Here is a 24056-nt window from a genome sequence, read left to right as displayed (position 1 = left end):
TTTGGAAACTTGTCAGGTCTAAAGTCAAATAGTCCGAGATAATTCCTTTGCCCAAAACCGTGTCAAATTGAATTTTTGCAGCTAAATTTGTATTATTTACGTTTAGAGCGCTTGGCGCTAATCCTGACTATTCACCTAAGCACGGTTCCCTTTGGTTACAAAAGAAGAAAATATCAGACTTATATTTGGCCTAAAAATCAGGCAGTTGCGTCAAGAAAAGCAGCTCTCACTGCAAGATGTGGCACAACAGGCCGGCATTTCGGTTTCGTATCTCAATGAGATTGAAAAAGGCAAGAAATATCCCAAGGCCAACAAAATTGCGGCCTTGGCGCAAGTATTGGAAGTATCTTATGATTGGTTGGTTTCGCTACAACTCAACCAAAAACTGATGCCCATTGCCGAGCTGCTTCAATCGGATTTGTTGACTTCCCTGCCCTTAGAGATTTTTGGGATAGAGCCTAGCGATTTGATTGATATTATCTCCAATACCCCCACCAAGATCAGCGCATTCATCAGTACACTCATCGAGATTGCCCGCAACTATGATATGAGTGTAGAGCGTTTTTACTTTTCGGTGTTGCGCTCGTATCAAGAGATGCACGAAAACTATTTTGAGGATATTGAGCGCGCTGTCGATGACTTTCGGTATCGTTTGGGGCTGATGCCCGACAGCCTGCTACAGCTCAAGGATCTCAAAGACTTGCTCAGCAACCAATATGGATATGTCATTGATGAGCAATCCTTGGCAGATTATGAGGACTTACAGTCGCTACGTTCCGTAACTATACCGGGTGCTAGACCCAAACTGCTCATCAACCCTCGCTTATACGACAACCAAAAAGCTTTTGTATTGGCACGCGAGATTGGTTATCAGCATCTCGAAATCAAGGATCGCGCCTATACCTCTTCTTGGATTCGAATCAAGTCTTTTGAGCAACTCCTCAATAATTTTTATGCCTCTTACTTTGCCGGGGCAATGTTGATTCCCAAAACAAAGTTGGTGCGGGATATGAGTTACTTTTTTGAACAACCTGAATGGAGTCCAAGGATTCTGCTGACGATGCTCAATCGCTATCAGGTATCGCCCGAAATGTTGACCCAGCGCTTGACCAATGTATTGCCCCGCTTTTTTGGGTTATCACAATTGTTTTTCTTGCGCTTTCATCATCAGCGCGGTACAGAGCGCTTTGACCTCAACAAGGAGCTGCACTTGGCCGGCCTCTACAACCCCCACGGCACGATGCTCCACGAGCACTCTTGCCGCAAGTGGGTCTCCCTCAATATTCTCAAAGACCTAGACCAGCAACAGCGCCACAACAATAAAAATACTGACATCGTGTTGGCAGATGTACAACGCTCGCAGTATTTCGATTCCGAAAACGAGTTTGTGTGTATTTCGCTTGCTACCAGCGCACACCCAAGCCCCGATACCAATACTAGTGTTACGTTGGGTTTCTTGCTCAATGAGGATATGAAGGAAAAGATTTTGTTTTGGAATGCAGACAGTGTGCCTATCCGGCAGGTAGGGGTGGCTTGTGAGCGATGTACTGCAACCAACTGCGAGCTGCGTGTAGCCCCTCCTTTGGGCGTTCAAGAAAAGTTGAAAGCCAAAAAAATGCTGAAAGCCTTGGCCGAATTACACCAAAAACACCGCTAGTGTATGAAAAACCTGTATTATGGTCTACTCTTGGGTTTCTGCTTAGGAGCCAGTGTCCAAGCCCAAACAGCCAATAGTTTGGTCAACGTACCGGGAGTATCGCCCGATACATTGGCTACTTTGTTGCAAAAAATATATCAGACAGACCCGCCCAACGAACTACAGCTGGGTAGCATCTATTATCAAGGTGCGGCTTGGTATGCCAAACAAGCCAGCCCCAACTATACGACGGTCATCGATTTGTTGCGCAAGTCCGAAACACACTATGCCGAAGCGGAGGCGGTCGAAAATGTGGCCCACATCAATATTGCCTTAGCCGAATACTACCTACTCTTGGGTATACCACAACGCAGCTTAGCCTGCCTACAAAAAGCCCATCAGTTTTTCCAAGATCTCTCCCAAACAAACAATGTAGCTATCGTGGATGTGCTTTTGGGGAGCTACTACCTCCAACACGCCGACGCAGCCTTGGCCAAGGTATATTATCAAAAAGCCTTGCCCTACCTCAGCTCTCCGCTCAAAGAAGAGGTAGCCGCTCAGCTTGCTTCTATGGCAGAAGAACAACGATGATATTTTCATTTTGAGGCCGAATGCCTAAATTTGCCCCTTCGTCAGGGAGCTAGCCTGCTCCTACCTTTTTCATATACGCCAAAACTCCACCCATACTAATGATACAAAGAATCCAAAGTGTATTCCTAGCCATTGTGGCTATCTGTATGTTACTTACCCCTTTCAGCACTATCTGGCTGCGCATCCACGGCGAATCACGTGTAGAGTTGACCTACCTGTACCTCATTGAGCAACACGGAGTCAAAATCGCACACCATACCACACTCTATGCCCTGTTGGTGGCTTTGGCGGCGGCGGCGATTGCGATTTTTTCTCTTTTTAGCTACCGCAACCGACTTCGCCAAATGCAGCTTGGCCTAATCAATACCCTGATGATGTGTGGGGTGTTGGGCTTAAATGTAGGGCTTTTTGTACCTCAAGCCGAAAAAGCATTGGGTATTACCGACATCCAAGCCAACCCTTGGGAGGCTTACCAATGGGGCTTTTTCTTGCCTATTATTGCCCTGATTGCCAACATTTTGGCCAACAGATTCATCCGCCGCGATGAGCTTTTGGTGCGCGCCTCCGACCGCATGCGCTAAGCCCCCACCACCCAAACTTTTGTGATATATCTTGGGTTTATTGGGCAAACTGTTTGAAATATGTATCTTCGTTGTATGTAGCCTAGGGACATCCCAAAGCTACTACTCCCCTCTATCTACCTAAGCGAGCTGATTATGAGTCGTCAAGCCGTACAATTTGCGCAAGCCTCCGAAGCCAAAACCTTTGACTTACGCCACCGCAATACCATCAACTTCAATATCTCTAAGTATGACAATGCTGTGGGAGCGGGGATGGTCTATTATCAAGATCACGACCTTGCGCGTAGCCGTGCGGCCTATATCAAAACCCAAACGCTCGAAGCCCTCGACAAACACCTGCTCCACTTCGAAGAAAACTTCACCAAACGCGGCGGAAAAGTAATCTGGGCCGCTACAGCCCAAGAAGCACTGGCAGCCGTAGACAAGATTTTCAAGGAGAAATCCGCCCGCTGTGTGGTCAAATCCAAGTCGATGACAACCGAAGAGATTCACCTCAACGAATATCTCGAAAAACAAGGACTGGAGGTAGTAGAAACAGACTTGGGCGAATACATTGTTCAGCTGGCAGGCCAAAAACCTTATCATATTGTTACGCCTGCGATGCACCTCTCCCGCAAGGATGTAGGCGAAATATTCCATCAAAAGCTCGGTATCGCCCTCACAGATGATGCCCAAGCTCTGACGGGTATCGCCCGAACATTACTTCGTGAAAAATATACTACTGCCGAGATTGGCATCACCGGAGCCAATTTTCTAGTAGCCGATGTCGGCGGAATTGCCATTACCGAAAACGAGGGCAATGCCCGGCTTTCAACCACATTCCCCAAGACACATATTGCCATCGTAGGGCTTGAAAAAATTATCCCCTCTTATCAAGACCTCGGGCTGTTCTGGCCGCTGCTTTCTACTAGCGGTACCGGCCAACGAATGACTGTTTACAATACCTTACTCACCGGACCAAGACAAGAAGGTGAGCCCGATGGGCCAGAAGAGATGTATGTCATCTTGCTCGATAATGGGCGTACCAAGCTCCTAGCCGACCCTCAAAAGCGGCAAGCGCTTAACTGTATTCGCTGTGGTGCTTGTCTCAATGCTTGCCCTGTATACAAAAATATCGGGGGGCATACTTATGAAGCTACTTACAGCGGGCCAATAGGCTCTGTCATTACGCCACACTTTGAGGGGATGAAGCAGTTCAAACACCTGAGTGATGCCAGCTCGCTTTGTGGCGCTTGTGGCTCGGTATGCCCTGTACGGATTGATATCCCCAATCTGCTCCTGCTCAATAGACAAGAAGGAGTCAATAAAAAATTAGTGTCTAAGGTAGAGCGTATTGGCTTTAGGCTTTGGCGAATGGCAATGCTAAAACGCCGCCGAATGGACAGTGTGGGCGCTGGTTTGAAAAATACGGTTATCAAGCGCCTATTCAGTAAGTCGTGGGGCAAACGCCGAACGCTACCTCCTATTGCCAAACAATCTTTTGCACAGCGCTGGAAAGCTGAGCGCGGTGTTAAATAAATTGTTGGCACTTCTGTGGTTGAAGGTACTAAGGTCATTAAAAAATTCCTGCGGGATAGGGCTACTCATTTATGATTAGGGGCTTATGCCAAGGTTACGATAGAGCATATATCGCTGTAAATCAATAGTTTACATTTGTTTGATAATTACTATTCTGACCCTATCAACAAGGCATCAGGGTTGTGCTTGTGCTAGAATTTAGGCATCTTTGAATCTAAAACATAGAACAACCCGTTTATGAAACAAGTGCAATGCTATTCTTAATGATAGTATTTGCCTCATCAATACACCAACCTCCCCAAATTGCTATGGTATTTTTTCGCGCTTACACATCTCCACAATACATTGGCCTGATGGTGATACTCTCACTATGCTGGTGCAATACAGCAGTAGCCCAACAACTGATTCAGCCCGGAGCTTTGGGTTATTATCGGGAAGCGTTACAGTTTTCACAGACTTTCAGCACTGGCTCAGCGCGCATTCAGGGTCTAGGTGGCGCTCAGAATGCTCTTGGCGCAGACCTCAGTGCATTAGCACTCAACCCCGCTGGTATTGGGATGCTCAATACCTCCGAATTTTCGATAGGCGCTACCCAAATGCTCAATACCTCCAATGCCAATTATCTAGGCAGCAATGTTACCGATAGCCGTCTAGGCTTCAACGTAACCAATCTTGGTGTAGCCTTTTCGTTTTTGAAAGGCAATGCCAAACCCAATGTGTGGCGCGGAGTAAATGTCGCTATCGGGCTCAACCAAGTAGCCAACTACCGCGATGTACAAAGCTTTGAAGGAATCAATACCGAAAACTACCGCCTTGACGCTTTTGTCGAAGCTGCTGATGGGATTCCGGCGACGGCGCTTGATGCGGAGTTTGGGCAAATCGAATCTATTCAAGCACTGACCTATTTTGCTTTTTTGATAAACCCTATCGAAGGCGACCCTGACAATCGCTACTTCCCCCCTGTAACAGATCAACCTGCTCGCCAAACAGGTAGTATCATCACCAAAGGTAGCAACAACAATATTTCCCTAGCTATTTCGGGCAATTATGCCAATCGGTTCTATTTTGGTATAGGACTGGGGGTCAATACCTTGCGCTCTACCCGTACCGAGACTTTTACAGAAACTATCCTCTACGCACCCGGCGAGCGGCGCGAGCTAGAAACCTATACAATGGAAGAGATTCTCGAAACACGGGGCACGGGCTTTTCCTCAAGCCTGGGGGTCATTGTCCGCCCGCTGGACTACTTCCGCATAGGTGCCTCTGTACAGTTTCCCACGTTTTATTTCCTCACCGAGCGCTATGAGACCTCTGTCATTGCACGATATGATATCTCAGACTTTGGCGATGGTATCGTGCGCCCTGTTGAAGAATTTCAAACCCTGCCGGCTTCCTTCAATTACCGGCTTCAAACTCCGCTCAAAGCCTCTGGTGGTGCTGTTGTTATGTTGGGCAAGTTAGGTTTTTTAAGTGCTGATATCGACTACATCGACTATACGACAATGCGCCTAAGCAGCGCTGAGTTCCCCTTGGTTTTTGAAGACGACAACCTCACCATCCAAAGTCTCTACAAACCGGTCTTCAACTACCGTATCGGAGCCGAAGTCCGCCTAAGTTGGTGGCGACTACGCGGCGGATATGCCATTTATGGAGACCCTTTCAATGCAATTGATGATATCGACCGCTCAGTACGGCTCATTACCGCCGGAGTAGGCCAGCGTCTGCCAAACTTCTACTGGGATTTGTCGGCTATGTATAACACCCGCCAAACAGGCTACTCACCTTATGTGCTCAGCGATGCTACCCAGCCCTTTGCTGATATCCGTACCCAACAGTTTCGGATAGGCTTTACATATGGGGTCTATTTCTAGGGCTTGTGTACCACTCACGAGTGAAGCAGTGGGCTTAGACGCGAAAAAACGTATTTTAAACCAAAATACAGTCTCTCGCGGCATCATAGCTGAAGCCTACCTTCAGTAGTCGGGCTACTTTTATGTAGTTGGTGTGGGCTAAGAGCTTGTCTAAAACGCTCTTCATCGACACCAAAACGCCGCTTTTTGGCTGCTACTTCGTTAAAAATGCTCACCGTAGCCCTCCCACGATTAAAATCGTGGGCTAAACAAGCGCCTGCGCTTTTTGCCTATAATCAGCGCAAAAATCAGCTGTTTTGAGTGCCGCGCTGAAAACTTAGACAAGCTCTAAAGCCGCCAATAAGACCTTTATATCGCGATACTTCATACACCTTTGTGCATTTTCCTATCAAAAACTGTATGACCTCTAACAACACCAACCCTACTCAACAATATGCTGCCGATGCGCTTCAAGCCTTTGTGGAAGCAGTTTTTAGCAAAATCGGCTGTAGTGATACCGACGCAACCAAAGCCGCCCGTGTCTTGATAGCCGCTGACTTGCGCGGCATCGACTCCCACGGTGTAGCGCGACTGTCAGGTTATGTAAAGCAATGGGAAATGGGTAAGCTCAACACCCGCCCCCGAATGCAGATTGTTCACCAAACACCGTCTACGGCCACAATTGACGGCGACCGAGGGCTTGGCTTACTCATTGGGCAGTATGCTATGCAGGTAGCCATCGACAAGGCCGGCCAAGTAGGCTCCGGCTGGGTGGCAGTGCGCAACTCCGGCCACTACGGTATCGCCGGCTACCACGCTATGTTGGCGTTGGCTCACGATATGATTGGCATCTCCACTACCCACGCCTCCGCCTTGGCGGTGCCTACCTTTGGGATTGAAAAAATGTTGGGAACTAACCCCCTAGCGGTGGCTATTCCGGCAGGGCAAAAGCCTCCCTTAGTAGCAGACTTTGCCACCACAGCCGCCGCCTATGGCAAGCTTCAAATCTTGCAACGCAAGGGCCAAGAAGCACCTATTGGGTGGGCGCAAGACGCACAAGGAGCGCCTACTACCAATCCACACGCTCCCAAAGAAGGCGGCGCGCTCCTGACCCTAGGAAGCGATGAGCTGCGCAGTAGCCACAAGGGGTATTGTATGAGTGCTGTAGTTGACATTTTATCAGGGGTATTGCCGGGAGCCAACTATGGTCCTTGGGTGCCCCCTTTTGCTACTGCTGGCAGTACTTCTGAGCGCCAGCCTCCGGTAGGCAAAGGTACAGGGCACTTTTTTGGCGCTTTGCGCATCGATGGGTTCCAGCCGGCAGAGGTCTTCAAAAGCCATATAGATAACTGGATTGACGCTTTTGAGCAAACAAAGGCCATCGAGGGCAAACGTGTACTGATTCCGGGAGAGCCAGAGCGCCTTGCTGAGGCCGAACGACTAGAAAAAGGTATCCCTATTTTAGCCCCTGTGGTGGCTGATCTTGAAAGTCTTGGCCAAAAGCTAGGCATTGAGTGGATACAAGCAATATAGGTTTTTCAACGGCTACATTTCCCCAACCAATGATGATTGGGGAAATGTGTATGCTGATAATCCTTGTGAATCTTGGTATAGGACACCTACCACCTACTTCGCACGGTACTTGTCTACAATCAGCTCACTCAAGAGGCGGTATACCTGGGCTGCCTCTGGTTTTTGTTGGAGCGTTTCCAGATGTTTTTCAATCAGTTGCAAGTCTCCCCTTCGGGCTGGGCCTGTTTGGGCAGTGTGTGGGCTATCGAGCAGTGCTTTTTGGATAGTTTCTTGAATCAGCGCAGTCAATAATTGTAAAGAAGCTCCTTTTTCAGTCAAGATTTCGTCTGCTAAGCTGAGCATATAGTTTGTGAAGTTACAAGCAAATACAGCCGCTAGATGTAAGACACGGCGTTGTTCTGAAGAAACCAGCTTTACTTGTTGGCTGAGGGCTTGTGCCAATAGTTGTAGTTGCTTTTCGGCTTCGGGTGTTTGCCCCTCGATACAAAAAAGCACTTGGGTAAAGTCTACTGTTTTCTGCTTGCTAAAAGTCTGTAGGGGATAAAAAACGCCTGCCGGTCTTTGTTTTGCTGCCAAAATAGCGAGTGGCAAACTTCCTGAGGTATGTGCTATAAGGGTATTTTGGGGCAATTGGAGTCGGGACAATACAAGCTCATAGGCATCATCAGCCACACAGAGTAAAAAAAGTTGAGCCTTGCTTGTTCTCAAATCAAGGTCATCAGTAGCTTGAGCACAGCGCAGTCGGTTGGCCAACCGCTCGGCATTGGTCTTTTGGCGGCTGTATACTTCTTCAATCGTATGTCCGGCGCGTTCGAGGGCTGCGCTCAAATGCCAAGCTACATTACCGGCACCAATCAGTGATATTTTCACGGCCAATAGTCGGGCTAGTTAGTCTGTATCAGCAGTCGCTTGGTTTTCGTCACCTTCGAGGCTGTCGAGCATATCAATTTTGACAGTCAGTTCAAACAAGGTATACCGTTCGTTCATTTCTGTAAAAACAACATCGAGTGGATTGTCGGCAGTAATGGCTGACTGAATAAGCCCTATGCCTGCGCCACGGCTACGTTCTCTTTGAGGGGCATTTCGTTGTTGGCGTTTATAATCGCGCAGCGAGTCCCTATCTAGTGAGTTGATGATATTGCAATTTTCGACTAGCTCGGGTACGTAGGGATTTTCGACTAAATTGCCACACCCAAAAGTATAGCCCTCTTGTAGGTCAAAGCTCAAAAAAAGCATTCCGATGCTGTTGGGATCTTGCCCAAAATATGTCTTCTCGGCGGAGTAATAGAGCATATTTTGTGTCAACTCCATAAAGACCGCAAATACTTTTTTCCCAGTTTTTGGGGTATGAGCTGTTTTTTGGCGCACCTCTCGGCTCAGCTCCGCAATCATTACATCCGTAATAGGGCCGCGATAAGCTATGACTAGGCCTTGACGGGCTAGCGCTTTATAGTATGCGTAAAAAGGAGGGAGCATCTGCATAAATAATGAACAAACAATGATTAGCCCAAGAGTGGCAAAAAATTTACCAAAACTAGTAAAAAACCATAGCTTTTGCATCTTTATGAAAGATAATCGATGAAAATGTAGTTTTCATCTCCCAGAAGTGGACTTATGTCGTCAAGAGTGGTTGTTTGTCTTATCAAAAGCTTGGGGTTTGGGTAGTTATCATCAAAAATACTAACTTGTCTATAGACACCTCTTTGTCCATTTTGCTAACTAATTTGTTGATTGGCTAGTTGCAGTTCCAATCAATGATATATTTTCCAAATGCTTATGTTACTACCATACTATTCCCGATGGGCAGCCCTCTGCCTTGTGTGTTTTCTAAGTTTGGGTGTTAGGTTATCTGCCCAAGACCGTGTTACGGGGCGCACTTTTGCGACCCGCTCAGAGGTCATCGCTCAAAACGGGATGGCTGCTACAAGCCATCCATTGGCTACCCAAATCGCCCTTGATGTACTCAAGCAAGGGGGCAGTGCTGTTGATGCAGCCATTGCGGCCAATGCGGCACTAGGCTTGATGGAGCCTACTGGTTGTGGTATTGGGGGTGATTTATTTGCCATCGTTTGGGATCCCAAGACACAGCAGCTCTATGGGCTCAACGCTAGCGGGCGCGCTCCCAAGGCGCTCAACATCGATTATTTTACATCGCGAGGGATGGACAAAATCCCCGCCTACGGTCCACTGCCAGTTAGTGTGCCGGGATGTGTGGATGGTTGGTTTGAGCTACACCAGAAGTTTGGCCGCCTCAAAATGAGTCAAGTATTACAGCCAGCCATTGGCTATGCCGAGCAGGGGTTTCCCGTTACGGAGCTGATTGCCTTTTATTTGGAGCGTTCAATCGCTTTTTTGGGTAAATACCCCAACGTAACCGATGTGTATGCACCCAATGGCCAAGCACCAGCGAAGGGGGATATCTTCAAAAACCCGGCTTTGGCCAATACCTACAAGCAACTGGCCAAAGGCGGACGCGATGCTTTTTACAAAGGAGAGATGGCACGCACCATTGCGGGGTTTATCCAAGAACAAGGTGGTGTGTTGAGCTACGAAGACCTTGCCACACACCGCTCAGAGTGGATTACCCCGGTATCGGCCAATTATCGTGGGTATGATGTATGGGAGCTGCCCCCCAACGGCCAAGGAATTGCCTCTCTTCAGATGCTCAACATCCTCGAAGGCTACGATTTTAGCAAAATTTCTTTTGGCTCTGCTGAGCATATCCACTATTTTGTGGAAGCCAAAAAACTAGCTTTTGAAGACCGAGCCAAGTACTATGCCGATATGGATTTTGTAAAAGTCCCCGTACAAGAGCTGATTAGTAAGGAGTATGCCGAAGAACGCCGGGCGCTGATCAACCCCAGCCGAGCAGGGCGCAGTTATGGAGCAGGCAATATCACGGCTGGAGAAACGATTTATATGACCGTAGCCGACAAAGACGGGATGATGATTTCGCTCATCCAGAGCAACTATCGCGGGATGGGTTCGGGGATGGTGCCGCCGGGTTTGGGCTTTATGCTTCAAGACCGAGGCGAGTTGTTTCACCTTGACCCCACCCACGCCAATGCGCTACAGCCCGGCAAACGCCCTTTTCATACCATCATCCCTTGCTTTATCACTAAAGACGGAAAGCCTTGGGTAAGCTTTGGTGTAATGGGAGGCGATTTTCAGCCCTTGGGGCACGTACAGGTGGTGATGAACCTGATAGATTTTGGGATGAATTTGCAGGAGGCAGGCGATGCACCCCGCATCGACCACAATGGCTCGGTAGACCCTACGGGCATCCCTGCAGATGCTGCCGGAGGCCAAATCACTCTTGAGCATGGCTTCGACTATGCGACCATCCGCCAACTGATGGCTATGGGACATAAAGTAGGCTTTGCATATGGGATTTATGGAGGCTACCAAGCGATTATGTATGACGCACAGCGGAAGGTATATCTTGGTGCTTCAGAATCACGCAAAGACGGCCACGCCGCCGGATATTGATCGCCTTGACTTTCAGCAAAGGGACATCGCCCCATTAATTTTGGGATGTCTTGTTACTGTTGTTGGTCGAAGCTGCAGAGGGCTTTATCAAACGCTTCTGAGGGTTGGTAAAAAAAAAGCATCTTCGGTAAAATGGTAGAGGATTATTGTGTACTTTCAAGTATATTGCAAGACTTGTTTAACCCAAATTCTTTAAATAAATGAAATATCCTGTTTTTATCCTACTTTGTTTGATAGGCCTATCACTTGGTACTGCTTGTGGTTCCAAAAACACCGCTGGCACACAGACCGAGTCACTAGAAACCACCGACAGCCTCACGTCTCCAACATCGACAACGCCAACAAAGTCTGACAATCCGCTTGAGGGGATTTGGTACAATACTGATACAACCGCAATGATGGGCCAAGTATTGGAGTTCAAGCCTGACAACACCATCGATCTCAGCCCTATGGGCGTATATCGCTACAAACTCGAAAACGGCAAGATTACCTACACTCCTGTAGATGATGCAGGTGTTTATTTTGAAGAACCCATCCTCGTGTTGAGCCAAGACTCCTTAGTCATTGGAGATGAAACACAGCGCCTCAACAGCTATGTCCGTAAACGATAAGCTTGTTCTGGACATTCCTACCTTCCCTCACTAGCCCCCAACAAGTCGCTTGTGAGGGGATGTATGTTGTCCTAGGTTTTGTTTAATGTTTATTTTATTGGCCATAGTCAGAAAAGTGTACAATTGCGAATAAAAAAACAAGCTGACACTCCTAGTTGAGTTTGCCACCACACAACTTTATGATTTATGCCAAAACTTTCTCACATTTGTAGTACAAACAAATGCTTATTGGCAACGCCTGTGTAGGCTTGGGCTGTTTGTGAGGCCGAAGATGCACAAGCGATAATCACCCACTCTATGAGTCAAATCAATATTACCCTGCCCGACGGAAGCGTACGTAGCTATCCGCAAGGGGTTAGCGGGCTAGAAATAGCCCAAAGCATCAGCGAAGGCCTGATGCGCAACGTGTTGGCCGCTAAGGTCAACGGAGAAGTATGGGACGCTACCCGCCCCATCCAACAAGACAGCACCGTGCAGCTGCTCACCTGGAAAGACACGGAAGGGAAAAACACTTTTTGGCACTCATCGGCTCACCTTTTGGCCGAAGCCCTCGAAGCCCTCTATCCGGGAGTGAAGTTTGGTATCGGCCCCGCTATCGAAACGGGCTTTTATTATGACATTGACCTCGGCGAAGGGCGCATACTCTCACAAGAAGAGTTTGAGAAAATTGAGCAGAAAATGCTAGAACTTGCCCGCCAAAAAAACGAGTACCTGCGCTCAGAAGTCTCTAAAGCAGAGGCAATCCGCTACTTTGAGCAAAAAGGGGATGAGTATAAGCTCGAACTCCTCGAAGGGCTACAAGACGGACACATTACTTTTTATCAACAAGGTGCGTTTACAGACCTCTGTCGTGGGCCACACATCCCACATACGGGCTTTATCAAGGCCGTAAAGCTGATGAATGTGGCCGGAGCTTACTGGCGCGGCGATGTAAGCCGAAAGCAGCTCACTCGTGTATATGGGGTGGCATTCCCACAAGATAAAGAGCTGAAAGAGTACCTCAGACTACTCGAAGAAGCCAAAAAACGCGACCATCGCAAGCTAGGCCAAGAACTAGAACTCTTTGCCTTTTCAGAAAACGTAGGCAAAGGCCTGCCCTTATGGCTGCCCAAGGGTACCCTCTTGCGCGAGCGCCTAGAGCAGTTTTTGCGCAAGGCACAAGTACGTGCCGGCTATGATCCTGTCGTAACGCCTCACATCGGCAGCAAAAAACTATATGAGACCTCTGGCCACTGGGAGAAGTATGGCGAAGACTCTTTCCAGCCTATTCATACCCCCGAAGAGGACGAGCTGTTTATGCTCAAGCCTATGAACTGCCCGCACCACTGCGAAATCTACAAGACCAAACCCCGCTCTTACAAAGACCTTCCGTTGCGTCTGGCAGAGTTCGGTACCGTCTATCGTTATGAGCAAAGTGGCGAGCTACACGGCCTGACCCGTGTGCGTGGCTTTACCCAAGATGATGCGCATATCTTCTGCCGTGCCGACCAAGTAAAAGATGAGTTTGCCAAAGTAATTGACTTGGTGCTTTATGTCTTCAATGCGCTTGGCTTTGAGGAATTTACGGCGCAAATATCATTGCGCCACCAAACCGAACGCCAGAAATACATCGGACACGAAGAAGACTGGGATCGCGCCGAGCGCGAAATCCAAGAAGTGGCCGAAGCCAAAAACCTGCGTACAGTGGTAGAGTATGGTGAGGCGGCTTTTTATGGCCCCAAGCTAGACTTTATGGTGAAGGATGCGCTAGGTCGCCGCTGGCAGTTGGGTACTATTCAGGTAGACTATCAGCTACCGGAGCGCTTCCAGCTCGAATACATCGGAGCAGACAACCAAAAACACCGCCCCGTGATGATTCACCGTGCGCCTTTTGGCTCGCTGGAGCGCTTCGTAGCCGTGTTGATAGAGCACTGTGGGGGTAACTTCCCGCTTTGGCTCGCACCTGACCAAATCGCCGTGTTGCCCATTTCGGAAAAATACCACGACTATGCTCGCCAAGTACACCAAAGCCTCGCACAGCAAGACATCCGAGGTATTTTAGACGAGCGCGACGAGAAAATCCAACGTAAAATTCGCGATGCCGAAGTCCGAAAAATCCCGTATATGCTCATCGTAGGCGACAAAGAACAAGCCGAAAACGGGGTTTCTGTTCGCCGACACGGCACAGGAGACCTTGGCAGTATGTCGTTGACCGATTTTATGGAGCGCTTTGTCGAAGAAGTCGCCATTGCACAATAAAAAATAGCACAAAGGCTTGATTTTCTCCATAAAATCATCCACCTTTGTAGCTCATAGCTGGTTGAAGGATCTTAGGGGTCGAGTTGACTTTGTCACTCCCCCTAAGTTTTTTATGCCCTCTAGGAAAGGGAGTGGCTAAAATCAATTGCCAACGACAACTTTATTATCCTAACAGAACACCAAACGTTTTTGGAAACATCACCTTGGCCTCGAAGCAAGATTGTAAGCAACCTCCAACCTCGGGGTAACAATGTTCTATAACATAAACAAGCTTACTTGATTTGAGGCCTCACAGAGTGCGTTTTTTTTGATTCCCAAGGATTTTTCCATACATACACTCCCCAAAGAAATTGCCTCTTCGGAGGCTTTGAAGCAAAACCTTGCACATCTGGTAAGTCATTTGCAGTAAATCTTGGTATCAAAGGCTTAGCAAAATTTTCGTATCTTTGCGTTCGTACATAGACTGCTAAAAAGTCTCTCCATTACCCTAAATGTTTAACAATGTCAAGGCGATTGACTCTCTATTACCCAATGCAACTTATCTGGAGTTGCTTTTTTGTTTATGTGTTATTGTGGATTGGCTTACCACACTATCATATACCGGGTTGCGAGATTGGACATTCAGTCTCTCGGGCTATTTTGGCGACTCCGGCCAAGGTGAGCTATTTATCAATCCTGATAACAGCCAAACGGGGCTTAACGCCAATATCCAACTATGGACAGGCTATGCCAAATATGAGCGCGAACGCTTTCGTTTTGTAACCGTTGGCGCTGCCGGGCGTTTGAGCGACACAGATAAAATCTACGAGTTGACACGCCAACAAACCGGACAAGGCCAAGTGTTGGGAGCCCAAACGTTTGGCTACTTGTTGGAGGCTGGTTATGACCTATGGCCTTGGCTGTGTAGAAGCCCCAAACGCCATCGAGAAAACTGGTTTTATGACAGCCAAGGCGTAAAACTTAGCTTGTTTGCCCGGTATGAACGCCTCAACACGCACCAACACGTGTTGCCAGCGCTTGAGGCTTTGCCACGCTCAGCCAACGACTTAGATGTTTGGACAGTAGGGATGAACTTTAACCCCCGCGAAAACATTGTATTCAAAGCCAATTATCAATACCGTTTCAATAGAGCGACTCAGGCACTGACTCCTCAGCAAGACCTTATCGAAACCGGAATTGGCTTCATATTTTAACAAATTAGCACAAAACACTTCCTCTTATGGCAAAAATATTCCTACTTCTGGGAGCACTCCTTGGCGGACTGGCCGTTGGGCTGGGTGCTTTTGGCGCACACGCCCTCAAGGCGATGCTGAGCGCCAACCAACGCCTTGATACCTTTGAGCTGGCGGTGAAATATCAGTTTTACCACGCCCTAGCCTTGCTCATTACAGGTATCTTGCTCTGGCAAACAGCCGCCAAGGCATTCGTGTATGCCGGTTATGCCTTTACGGTGGGCGTACTGATTTTCTCTGGCTCGCTCTATATCCTCTCGCTGAGTAATGTAGGCAAGTGGGGAGCTGTTACACCTATTGGGGGTGTAGGATTGATTTTGGGTTGGGCTTTTTTGCTTTGGGGAATTGCCTCACAGCCTTGGAAATAAGCACAACAAATATTTTATCGCAAATTATAGTTCAGAAAATATGCCCTCATTAGACGATTATTATGCCATTGGCCATATCGCCAAAACCCACGCCCTACAAGGCGAGGTGTCGGCAGTGTTGGATGTAGATAACCCCGCTGATTATCAGCAGCTAGAGGCGGTATTGCTGATGGTTCGAGGGGCCTTGGTTCCTCATTTTGTAGAGCGGGTGCGCATTTCAGGCAAATATGCCATCTTTAAGCTCGAAGAGGTAGATACCCTCGAAAAAGCAGAAACCTTGGTAGGCTTGCCGCTTTATTTGCCCCTGACGGCCTTACCCCCCCTCTCCGACGACGATTACTACTACCACGAGCTAGTGGGCTTTAGGGTCGAAGACGAAGCCCTAGGCGATGTAGGCACCGTAGCCACTATTTATGATAGTACGCCGCAGGTCATCTTGGGAGTAGCACACCCCCAAGGCTCAGAAGTGTTGGTTCCGGCAGTGGATGCAATGATACAGCGCGTAGATAAAGCCGCCCGATGTGTTTATGTAACCCTGCCCGACGGCTTGGTAGACATCTACTTGCAAGATATTAAAGAAACTCCTGACGACTTAGACGAAGAATAACCGCCTGCCTTATGCGTATCGACATCATCACTTGTGTGCCTGACTTGCTCGTCAGTCCTTTTGCCCATTCTATTATGCAGCGTGCACAAGACAAGGGGCTAGCGACTGTACACCTACATAACCTGCGCGACTACGCCATCAACAAACAAGCTCAAATAGATGACTATATGTTTGGCGGCGGCGCAGGAATGGTCTTGATGGTAGAGCCTATCGCCAAGTGTATCCGGGGGCTACAAGCCGAACGAGACTATGATGAGGTTATCTATCTTACGCCCGACGGTGTACCTTATACTCAGGCAGCGGCTAACCGGCTGTCGCTCAAACAAAACCTTATCCTGCTCTGTGGGCACTATAAGGGCATCGATGAGCGCGCCCGTGAGCTTTTTGTTACGAGTGAAATCAGCATCGGAGATTATGTAATCTCGGGGGGAGAACTGGCAGCGGCTGTAGTGGCCGACTCGGTGATTCGCCTGATTCCGGGTGTGCTTTCTGATGAGACCTCCGCCCTGACAGACTCCTTTCAGGACCAACTCCTCTCACCGCCGGTATATACCCGTCCTGCGAGCTTTGAGGGGCTAGAAGTACCCGAAATCCTGCGCTCCGGCGACCACAAGCGCATCGGTCAGTGGCGTGAGCAGCAGGCCATCCAACGAACACGTCAGCGCCGCCCAGACTTGTTGGGAGAGTAATTTCGCACACTGCCAAAACCCACACAATCAACCCCGTATACGCTACAAAACGCTGCCCTTGTATCCCATCTTCATACAAAAGCCCTGTTGTTTGTAAGAAAACAACAGGGCTTTTTGGAAATAAGAAGCCGGTAAGACTAGCCAATCAAATTGCGCTTGACAAAATCTTGGATGTCAATCATCCCTACAGGTTGGTTTTTGTCGTTAACCACAACAATGTTGTCCACCTGAGCAGATTTGAATACACTTACTGCATCATACAGCAGGGCGTGCTCAATGATTTGAATCGGAGCTTTGCCCGAGAGGATAGTGCTCATTTTTTGGTCAAGTACAGCTTGGCCACCTTCATTGAGCTTGCGGCGCAGGTCTCCGTCGGTAAAGATTCCCACGAGCACTCCCTGTCCGTCTACCACACTTACCGCTCCTAGGCCAGAGCTAGTCATTTGGCTCAGGGCGCTGAAGATAGTGTCTTCTGTTTTGATAACAGGGTTGGCGGTGGCGATTACTTCGCGTACACGGGTGGTCATCAGTTCGGTGTCGCGTACAAACTGGTCTGTTCCAACATCCGTGAAGTGGTTGGCCGTCAAGGTCTTCATCACCTTCCAAGGCGCGGTGATGGTGTGTACTCCACTGATAATGGCTGTACGAACGTGCTCTGAGTGGCGTACAGACGAGAACATAATCTTGGTATCGTATCCATAACGCTCGACCGTATCGACACACTGCTCTATAAGGGCAATAGCATCGTGGCCTTGGTCTTGCCAGCGTCCTACCAATGGGCAGACATACGTCGCTCCGGCTTGCATCGCCATATAGGCCTGCGCGAGGGTGTAGACTAGGTGCACATTGACCATCAGGCCTTTGTCGCGCAACATTTTACAGGCGCGCAAGCCTTCGTTAGACACAGGGATTTTGAAGACGGTCTTGTTTACGTCCAAACCTAAAGCCAACTGGCGCTCGGCCTCTGCCAAAATCTCTTCGGCAGTATCGCCAAGGGCTTCAATCTGCAATACAGGTACCATCTTAGACAATTTGACGATAGCGCCATCAATATCCTTGATGCCCTCACGGTGCATAAAAGTAGGAGTGGTAGTTAGGCCGTTGAGAAAGCCCAAACGGAAAGCCTCTTCTATTTCTTGAAAGTTGACAGAATCGAGGTATAGTTCCATAATTGCTGAAAAATATTAAGGGGTAAATATTTGTACAAAAAGGCGCGCCAAGCCACCGGGCCGTTAAGCGCTAAATAACTAGGTATATCGACGCACGACCGTGTGAATTTCGAGCAAAGGCTTGAGAAACTCTTCGAGGTCTGTTACACAGAGTTGGCTGGCAGCATCACAGAGTGCGGCTTCAGGGTTGGGGTGTGTTTCGACAAAGAGGCCGTCGACCCCAGAAGCTACTCCGGCGCGGGCAAGCGTAGGCAAAAACTCACGCGCTCCACCTTTGGCATCAGCACTTGGGATACCATACTTGCGGATGGCGTGGGTTACGTCAAATACGACAGGATACCCCATTTGATTGAGGTGATAAAAACTACGAGGGTCTACAATCAGGTCATTGTATCCAAAAGTATAGCCGCGTTCGGTCAAGATGATTTGGTTGTTGCCACTGGCTTCAATCTTCTTGACAGGGTGCTTCATATTCTCAGGGGCTAGGAACTGCCCGTGTTTGAGGTTGACCACACGCCCTGTTTTGGCGGCAGCTACTGTCAGCGAGGTCTGCATACAGAGGTATGCCGGAATCTGCAACACATCAATGACCTCGGCAGCGGCGGCAGCCTGATCAGCGCTGTGGATGTCGGTCAGGAGTGGGAAGCCAAATTCGGCCTTGATACGTGCCAAAATCTTGAGTCCTTCGTCGAGGCCGGGACCTTGGTAGTAATCCAAAGAACTGCGGTTGTCTTTTTGAAACGAAGACTTATAAATAACTTGTATGCCTAGGCGCTCAGACACTTCTTTGAGCTTCTCGGCGGTTTGCATCATAATCGACTCATCTTCGATGACACAGGGACCAGAAATAAGAAAGAGGGCATCTTCCCCACAAGAAATATCGCCTACTTGTACTTTTTTTAGAGCCATATTGGTGTTGTATTAGGCCCAAAGTAAGGAGTAATCAAGACCTTGGGCAAGAGATTCACAAACGGCTCAAAGTTAAAGAAAGTTTTTCTAAAATCGTGAACAAGGGGCGCTTTTGGGGAGCTGATTTAGGAAAGCCGAAGAGATTGCTTTATTTTTGGAAAAACGATTTACTTCTATGAAACAATACTATATCAAAAACCTAGGCACATTATTTATCGCCTGGGCAATGTTTTGGCTTGTGGTTGTACCGGCATCAGGGCAAGACCAGACCGCCATCCGCTACGCCAAGGTCATCACCCAAGAGGCGCTTTCCAAACACCTACACGTCATCGCTGCCGATAGTATGGAAGGACGAGACACCGGTAGCAAAGGTCAAAAAAAAGCTGCTGACTACATCCGCCAACATTTTAAGACTGTAGGGCTGGCTGCTCCAGTGCCTACCCCAGAGGGGAATAGCTATTTTCAGCGATTTCAGATAGGTCGTAAAAAAAGTACTGAAGGTACGTTGACCCTCAACGGCCAAGACTTTGTGTATGGCAAAGATTTTTTTAGTCCTTCTGATTATCAGACACCGGCCACAGTGCTACAACCTGTATTTGTGGGCTATGGCATTCATACGGCACAATACAGCGATTATGAAGCATTAGAGCAGCTCAACGGCCAGTGGGTCATTTGTTATCAGGGCGAACCACTAGATGCCAACGCCAACTCTCGTATTACGGGAGCGGCGCAAGAATCGGAAGCAGCTCGCTGGGAAACCAAGTTGGCAACCGCCCAAAGCCGTGGAGCCAAAGGGCTGATTATCATTGCTGGCGACAACGACCAAGACCTTGGCGCAGCCTATAGCCAATATAAAGCACAACAGCGTAAGCGCCCATCGAACTTGTATAACCCCTACCCTCAGTCGCCTGCTGTCCTGGTGGTGAGCGCCAGTGTAGCGGCGCAGTGGCTCAATACTACTGCTGACCAGCTCAAAACACAACGTAAAAAAATAGGCCAAAGCGGCAAAACGACTGCCGAAACCTTTACTGCCCAACAAGCCACCCTCTCACTCCAGCAACTTTGGGAGATAGAGCGAGATACCGAAAATGTATTGGGCTTTTTGGAAGGAACAGATAAAAAGGACGAGCTGCTTGTCATCAGTGCACACTATGACCACGTAGGGATGGAAGGGGATAAAATATTTAATGGTGCTGACGATGATGGCTCCGGAACAGTAGCCGTAATGATGATGGCCGAAGCCTTTGCCAAAGCTGCCGCCGAAGGATACCGCCCCCGCCGTAGTATCTTATTCATCACTGTAGCCGGAGAAGAAATCGGGCTCTTTGGCTCGCAATTTTACACCGATGTCAACCCCATTTTCCCCCTCGAAAACACAGTGGCCAACCTCAATATCGATATGATAGGCCGCATCGGTGGAGAGTATATCCGCAAGAATGACCCTAATTATATCTATCTCATTGGCTCTGATAAGCTCTCCACAGAGCTACATCAATTAAGCGAAAAAGCCAATGATACTTATACCCAGCTCAAGCTCGATTATCTATACAATAGAGACAATGACCCTAACCGGTTTTATTACCGCTCCGACCACTATAATTTTGCTAAAAACCGCATACCAGTTATTTTCTACTTCAATGGCGTACACCCCGACTACCACCAGCATACAGATACTGTAGAGAAGATACACTTCCCAAAAATGGAAAAAATAACCCGACTTATTTTCCATACCGCCTGGGAAATCGCCAACAGAGAAGAACGACTAAAGGTGGATAAGTAGGTAAAAAATATCGCTAATCACTTGTTGAAAAAGCCCTGAGAGCCCACCTCAGGGCTTTTTTTATTAAACAAGTCAGCCACTTATTTATTTCTATATTTGATTAAGTTCACTCATTTTAAACACCTCTAAAACCAAATACTGCTTACATCCCAATAACTCGACTTTAATTGATATGGCAGAATAATATTTTGTATAAATATTTTATATATAAAAAAATATGCATATTTTTTGTTTTTTATAAAATGTAGCATTAGCATTGCATCTACAGCCCGCCTAAAAAGCCGGTAAATTCTCCAAACAATAATTTCAAAAAATTCACTAAAGTCCTATGAAACACATTTTACGCTTATTGTTTTTTTGGGTGCTTAGCTGCGGACTTGTTTTTGGGCAAGGACGTATGATTACAGGCACTGTAACAGACGCAGAGGGTAACCCAATACCCGGAGTTACTATTCTTATCAAAGGCAGCACCCAAGGGGCGGCTACCGGTATGAATGGTGAATATAGTATCAATGCCAATGAGGGTGATGTCTTGGTTTTTAGGTTTATCGGATTTGCCTCACAGGAGGTTACTGTCGGTAACCAAAGTAATATCAACATCAGCCTGGCTGATGACAACAGACAGCTGGATGAAGTAGTGGTTACGGGGTTAGCTACGAGTGTCAAACGCTCCAATCTAGCCAATGCAGTGTCGACTATATCCGCTCAAGATTTGGTTGGGGTAACCAACCCTGCCACTTTTGATGCAGCACTATATGGCAAGCTGACAGGAGCTAATATTACCCAAAGCTCTGGCGCGCCAGGGGGCGGCATCTCAATACGCCTACGCGGTATCTCCTCTATTGTAGGGCAAAATCAACCCCTGTTCATTGTAGACGGGGTATATATGGATAACTCAGAGCTACCCAGCGGGGTGCGTTTTGCCTCAGGGGCAAACGCCGGCAACGAAGAAAATACTTCCAACCGTATGGCCGATATAGATCCACAAGATATTGAGAGCATCGAGGTTTTGAAAGGGGCATCAGCCGCCGCAATTTATGGAACACGTGCCAACGCTGGGGTTGTTATTATCACGACAAAGCGCGGCTCAGCCGGTAAAACAAAGTTTACGTTCTCACAAGATATCGGAGGCTCAAGGGTAATTCGGCTCTTGGGGCAACGAGACTTTACCGAAGATCGTGTTTTGGCTGACTTTGGAGAAGTAGAGCGGCAGCGGTTTGTAGCTGCCCGCAATGCCGGACAACTGAGAGACTATGAGCGCGAAATTTATGGCAACACTGGTCTTATTACTGATACACGTTTTACGGCTGTAGGTGGCGATAACAAAACCAAGTTTTATGTCGGAGGAGGATACCGCAGCGAAGAAGGGATTATCCGCTTTACTGGTCATCGTCGTCTCTCTTTGCGTTTAAATATTGATCATAAAGTATCTGATTTCTTTGATATTGCTGTGAGTTCTAGCTTTGTCAACAGCAATGCAGATCGAGGTTTCACTGGCAATGAAAATGAAGGCGGACTAAGCTACGGCTACAACCTAGCCTTTACCCGTCCTTGGGCGCAGCTGATGCCTGTCAATGGGAATTATCCAGACAACCCCTATGCTTCGGGTAACCCCCTATTGGTTAGGGATTTGGCCAAAAACCAAGAAACTACTTACCGTACTATTCAAAGCATCAGGACTAACTTCAACCTCCTTCGCCGCGATAATATGTTCTTAAAAGCAACCATCAGCGGTGGTTTGGATTACTTTTCTCATCAAACCTATGTCTTTGTTCCCGAAACACACCAAGCACAACGCGGAGTACAAAATGGCTTTTTGGGCGTGGGCAATAACAAGGTGCTCAATACCAACTATCAAGGCTTGTTGGTGTTTAATGCCTCAGCCATGAACAATCAGCTAGACTTGACCACCCAGGCTGGTTTTACGACCTTGCGTATCGATCGTGATTTGATATACAATCAAGCAACACAATTGGTACCCGGACAGACCACGCTTGGGCAGTCTGGTGCACAATCTTTGGCGCAAACCTTAGAGTTCGAACAAGATTTTGGCTTTTTTGCCCAACAAGAGGCTAACTATGATGATAAAATCATTGCCACACTCGGCATCCGCCTAGATAAGTCTACCCGAAACGGAGAACCTAACCGCTATTATGCCTTTCCTAAAGCCTCATTAGCCCTGAACCTAGCCAACTTCGATTTTTGGACTATCAGCCCAATCAATCAGTTCAAGCTAAGAGCAGCCTATGGCGAAACAGGAAGTAGCGCCATTTTTGGGGCCACTTTTACCGGCTTTAACCCCAATAACATCGCAGGCACAGGTGGCTCTATCATCAGCCCTCAGTCTGGCAACACGGCCTTACAACCCGAACGCGCACAAGAGTTTGAAACAGGGGTAGACATTGGTTTCTTGCAGAGCCGCATCTTCTTAGAAGCTACATACTACAACCGTAATGTAACTGACCTAATCTTACAGCGCAGCACCCCAGCTTCTTCGGGCTTCACCAGCGAGTTTGGAAATTTTGCCGACCTAGTCAACCAAGGAATAGAGCTGTCTTTGGGTGCTGCAGTATTGAAAAGCGAGAACATCGTATGGAACACCACCTTCAACTTCTGGTTTAACCGCTCCAAAGTTACCCGCCTAGATGTTCCTGCTTTTGCACCTGCCGGATCGGCATTCGGCTTAGGACTTGGTACTTTTTTCATTGAAGAAGGCAGACCTGTTACACAGCTTAAAGGCATAAATTCTCTTGGTGAAACTATTACCGTAGGAGATGTCGAGCCTACTTTCCAACTCGGCTGGATGAACTCTCTAACTTTCTTTAAGCAATTTGACCTAAGCTTCCTATGGCATTGGAAGGAGGGAGGGAATAACCTCAACTTGACAAATTTATTGACAGATATAATAGGGCGAACTAGTGCTGACTATGATACCCCTGCGGGTATCGCCCGACGCAATACAGTCGGAACTATCAGATACATTGAAGATGCAAGCTACATACGCCTACGAGAAGTTTCTTTGTATTATCGCTTTAAGGGCGATTTCCTACGCCAAAATCTTGGCAATACACTTACGGGCTTAAAGATAGGCGTATCTGCATACAACCCATTGACGTTTACCAATTACAGTAGTTATGATCCTGAGGTTTCTACCAAAGGTGGTGCAGGGCTTTCTACTGGAATTGAGGTTGCTCCATTCCCAACAGCACGCAGGGCATTCTTTCACCTAGTGGCTAATTTCTAAACAATCCCAAA

Annotated in this window: 19 protein-coding genes; 15 read left to right on the top strand and 4 right to left on the bottom strand. The window is 47.9% G+C overall.

What is annotated here, in order from left to right:
- The first annotated feature begins 151 nt into the window (after window positions 1-151).
- The 6 genes from G499_RS0102525 to G499_RS0102490 all read left to right on the top strand — a co-directional run bounded on the left by G499_RS0102525 (window position 152) and on the right by G499_RS0102490 (window position 7709).
- Window positions 152-1657, top strand: coding sequence for a helix-turn-helix domain-containing protein (locus G499_RS0102525; RefSeq protein WP_026998638.1), 1506 nt, complete (start codon window positions 152-154; stop codon window positions 1655-1657).
- A gap of 3 nt (window positions 1658-1660) precedes the next feature.
- Window positions 1661-2227 (top strand): hypothetical protein, encoded by a 567-nt coding sequence (locus G499_RS0102520; protein ID WP_026998637.1) that lies wholly within the window; start codon window positions 1661-1663, stop codon window positions 2225-2227.
- A 98-nt stretch (window positions 2228-2325) separates the two neighbouring features.
- Window positions 2326-2808: a DUF4293 domain-containing protein gene (locus G499_RS0102515; protein ID WP_026998636.1), complete on the top strand. Its 483-nt coding sequence runs from the start codon at window positions 2326-2328 to the stop codon at window positions 2806-2808.
- Window positions 2809-2943: 135 nt separating this feature from the next.
- The gene (locus G499_RS0102510; protein WP_026998635.1) at window positions 2944-4326 is read left to right on the top strand and encodes a LutB/LldF family L-lactate oxidation iron-sulfur protein; all 1383 of its coding nucleotides are present in this window, start codon (window positions 2944-2946) and stop codon (window positions 4324-4326) included.
- A 308-nt stretch (window positions 4327-4634) separates the two neighbouring features.
- Entirely contained in the window at window positions 4635-6197 is a 1563-nt protein-coding gene (locus G499_RS0102505; protein WP_026998634.1) for an OmpP1/FadL family transporter, read from the top strand.
- A 399-nt stretch (window positions 6198-6596) separates the two neighbouring features.
- The gene (locus G499_RS0102490) at window positions 6597-7709 is read left to right on the top strand and encodes an Ldh family oxidoreductase (protein ID WP_051295848.1); all 1113 of its coding nucleotides are present in this window, start codon (window positions 6597-6599) and stop codon (window positions 7707-7709) included.
- A gap of 93 nt (window positions 7710-7802) precedes the next feature.
- Here the strand turns inward: G499_RS0102490 and G499_RS0102485 are convergent, their stop codons facing one another.
- Together G499_RS0102485 and G499_RS0102480 are read right to left on the bottom strand one after the other, a co-directional pair.
- Window positions 7803-8579: a Rossmann-like and DUF2520 domain-containing protein gene (locus tag G499_RS0102485; protein ID WP_035726438.1), complete on the bottom strand. Its 777-nt coding sequence runs from the start codon at window positions 8577-8579 to the stop codon at window positions 7803-7805.
- A gap of 18 nt (window positions 8580-8597) precedes the next feature.
- Window positions 8598-9191, bottom strand: coding sequence for a SiaB family protein kinase (locus tag G499_RS0102480; RefSeq protein WP_154658287.1), 594 nt, complete (start codon window positions 9189-9191; stop codon window positions 8598-8600).
- Window positions 9192-9485: 294 nt separating this feature from the next.
- Here G499_RS0102480 and ggt point away from each other — a divergent pair, with 294 nt between their 5' ends.
- The 7 genes from ggt to trmD all read left to right on the top strand — a co-directional run bounded on the left by ggt (window position 9486) and on the right by trmD (window position 16943).
- On the top strand, window positions 9486-11198 hold the full coding sequence (gene ggt, locus G499_RS0102475; protein ID WP_051295847.1) for a gamma-glutamyltransferase: 1713 nt from the start codon (window positions 9486-9488) through the stop codon (window positions 11196-11198).
- Window positions 11199-11398: 200 nt separating this feature from the next.
- Window positions 11399-11809, top strand: coding sequence for a hypothetical protein (locus G499_RS0102470; protein WP_026998629.1), 411 nt, complete (start codon window positions 11399-11401; stop codon window positions 11807-11809).
- Between the two features lie 297 nt (window positions 11810-12106).
- Complete coding sequence (thrS, locus tag G499_RS0102465; protein ID WP_026998628.1) at window positions 12107-14047, top strand: threonine--tRNA ligase; 1941 nt, start codon at window positions 12107-12109, stop codon at window positions 14045-14047.
- Between the two features lie 572 nt (window positions 14048-14619).
- Window positions 14620-15240 carry a hypothetical protein gene (locus G499_RS18440; RefSeq protein ID WP_161627676.1) on the top strand — a complete coding sequence of 207 codons (621 nt, stop codon included), beginning with the start codon at window positions 14620-14622 and terminating at the stop codon, window positions 15238-15240.
- A gap of 26 nt (window positions 15241-15266) precedes the next feature.
- Entirely contained in the window at window positions 15267-15647 is a 381-nt protein-coding gene (locus tag G499_RS0102455; protein ID WP_026998627.1) for a DUF423 domain-containing protein, read from the top strand.
- 40 nt (window positions 15648-15687) lie between these two features.
- Window positions 15688-16254 (top strand): ribosome maturation factor RimM, encoded by a 567-nt coding sequence (rimM, locus tag G499_RS0102450; RefSeq protein ID WP_026998626.1) that lies wholly within the window; start codon window positions 15688-15690, stop codon window positions 16252-16254.
- Window positions 16255-16265: 11 nt separating this feature from the next.
- Window positions 16266-16943 (top strand): tRNA (guanosine(37)-N1)-methyltransferase TrmD, encoded by a 678-nt coding sequence (gene trmD / locus G499_RS0102445; protein ID WP_026998625.1) that lies wholly within the window; start codon window positions 16266-16268, stop codon window positions 16941-16943.
- Between the two features lie 137 nt (window positions 16944-17080).
- Here the strand turns inward: trmD and G499_RS0102440 are convergent, their stop codons facing one another.
- Both G499_RS0102440 and kdsA read right to left on the bottom strand, forming a co-directional pair.
- Window positions 17081-18112, bottom strand: coding sequence for a transaldolase family protein (locus tag G499_RS0102440; protein ID WP_026998624.1), 1032 nt, complete (start codon window positions 18110-18112; stop codon window positions 17081-17083).
- A gap of 78 nt (window positions 18113-18190) precedes the next feature.
- Window positions 18191-19021 carry a 3-deoxy-8-phosphooctulonate synthase gene (kdsA, locus tag G499_RS0102435; RefSeq protein ID WP_026998623.1) on the bottom strand — a complete coding sequence of 277 codons (831 nt, stop codon included), beginning with the start codon at window positions 19019-19021 and terminating at the stop codon, window positions 18191-18193.
- 175 nt (window positions 19022-19196) lie between these two features.
- On the opposite strand from kdsA, the gene G499_RS0102430 reads away from it, so the two are divergent.
- Together G499_RS0102430 and G499_RS0102425 are read left to right on the top strand one after the other, a co-directional pair.
- Entirely contained in the window at window positions 19197-20801 is a 1605-nt protein-coding gene (locus G499_RS0102430; protein ID WP_035726271.1) for a M28 family peptidase, read from the top strand.
- A gap of 328 nt (window positions 20802-21129) precedes the next feature.
- Window positions 21130-24045 carry a SusC/RagA family TonB-linked outer membrane protein gene (locus G499_RS0102425; protein ID WP_026998621.1) on the top strand — a complete coding sequence of 972 codons (2916 nt, stop codon included), beginning with the start codon at window positions 21130-21132 and terminating at the stop codon, window positions 24043-24045.
- Window positions 24046-24056: the final 11 nt, after the last annotated feature.

This window comes from Eisenibacter elegans DSM 3317 (assembly GCF_000430505.1).
In the GTDB taxonomy this organism is placed as follows: domain Bacteria; phylum Bacteroidota; class Bacteroidia; order Cytophagales; family Microscillaceae; genus Eisenibacter; species Eisenibacter elegans.
The sequence above is the reverse complement of the archived record's forward strand: the minus strand, read 5'-3'. Positions and strand labels throughout refer to the sequence as shown.

Coding starts and splice junctions, on each gene's coding strand:
- thrS (WP_026998628.1), top strand. CDS start 12,107: ATGAGTCAAATCAATATTACCCTGCCCGACGGAAGCGTACGTAGCTAT.
- G499_RS0102430 (WP_035726271.1), top strand. CDS start 19,197: ATGAAACAATACTATATCAAAAACCTAGGCACATTATTTATCGCCTGG.
- trmD (WP_026998625.1), top strand. CDS start 16,266: ATGCGTATCGACATCATCACTTGTGTGCCTGACTTGCTCGTCAGTCCT.
- G499_RS0102455 (WP_026998627.1), top strand. CDS start 15,267: ATGGCAAAAATATTCCTACTTCTGGGAGCACTCCTTGGCGGACTGGCC.
- ggt (WP_051295847.1), top strand. CDS start 9,486: ATGTTACTACCATACTATTCCCGATGGGCAGCCCTCTGCCTTGTGTGT.
- G499_RS0102440 (WP_026998624.1), bottom strand. CDS start 18,112: ATGGAACTATACCTCGATTCTGTCAACTTTCAAGAAATAGAAGAGGCT.
- G499_RS0102505 (WP_026998634.1), top strand. CDS start 4,635: ATGGTATTTTTTCGCGCTTACACATCTCCACAATACATTGGCCTGATG.
- G499_RS0102490 (WP_051295848.1), top strand. CDS start 6,597: ATGACCTCTAACAACACCAACCCTACTCAACAATATGCTGCCGATGCG.
- G499_RS0102425 (WP_026998621.1), top strand. CDS start 21,130: ATGAAACACATTTTACGCTTATTGTTTTTTTGGGTGCTTAGCTGCGGA.
- G499_RS0102520 (WP_026998637.1), top strand. CDS start 1,661: ATGAAAAACCTGTATTATGGTCTACTCTTGGGTTTCTGCTTAGGAGCC.
- G499_RS0102480 (WP_154658287.1), bottom strand. CDS start 9,191: ATGCAGATGCTCCCTCCTTTTTACGCATACTATAAAGCGCTAGCCCGT.
- G499_RS0102515 (WP_026998636.1), top strand. CDS start 2,326: ATGATACAAAGAATCCAAAGTGTATTCCTAGCCATTGTGGCTATCTGT.
- G499_RS0102470 (WP_026998629.1), top strand. CDS start 11,399: ATGAAATATCCTGTTTTTATCCTACTTTGTTTGATAGGCCTATCACTT.
- rimM (WP_026998626.1), top strand. CDS start 15,688: ATGCCCTCATTAGACGATTATTATGCCATTGGCCATATCGCCAAAACC.
- G499_RS0102510 (WP_026998635.1), top strand. CDS start 2,944: ATGAGTCGTCAAGCCGTACAATTTGCGCAAGCCTCCGAAGCCAAAACC.
- kdsA (WP_026998623.1), bottom strand. CDS start 19,021: ATGGCTCTAAAAAAAGTACAAGTAGGCGATATTTCTTGTGGGGAAGAT.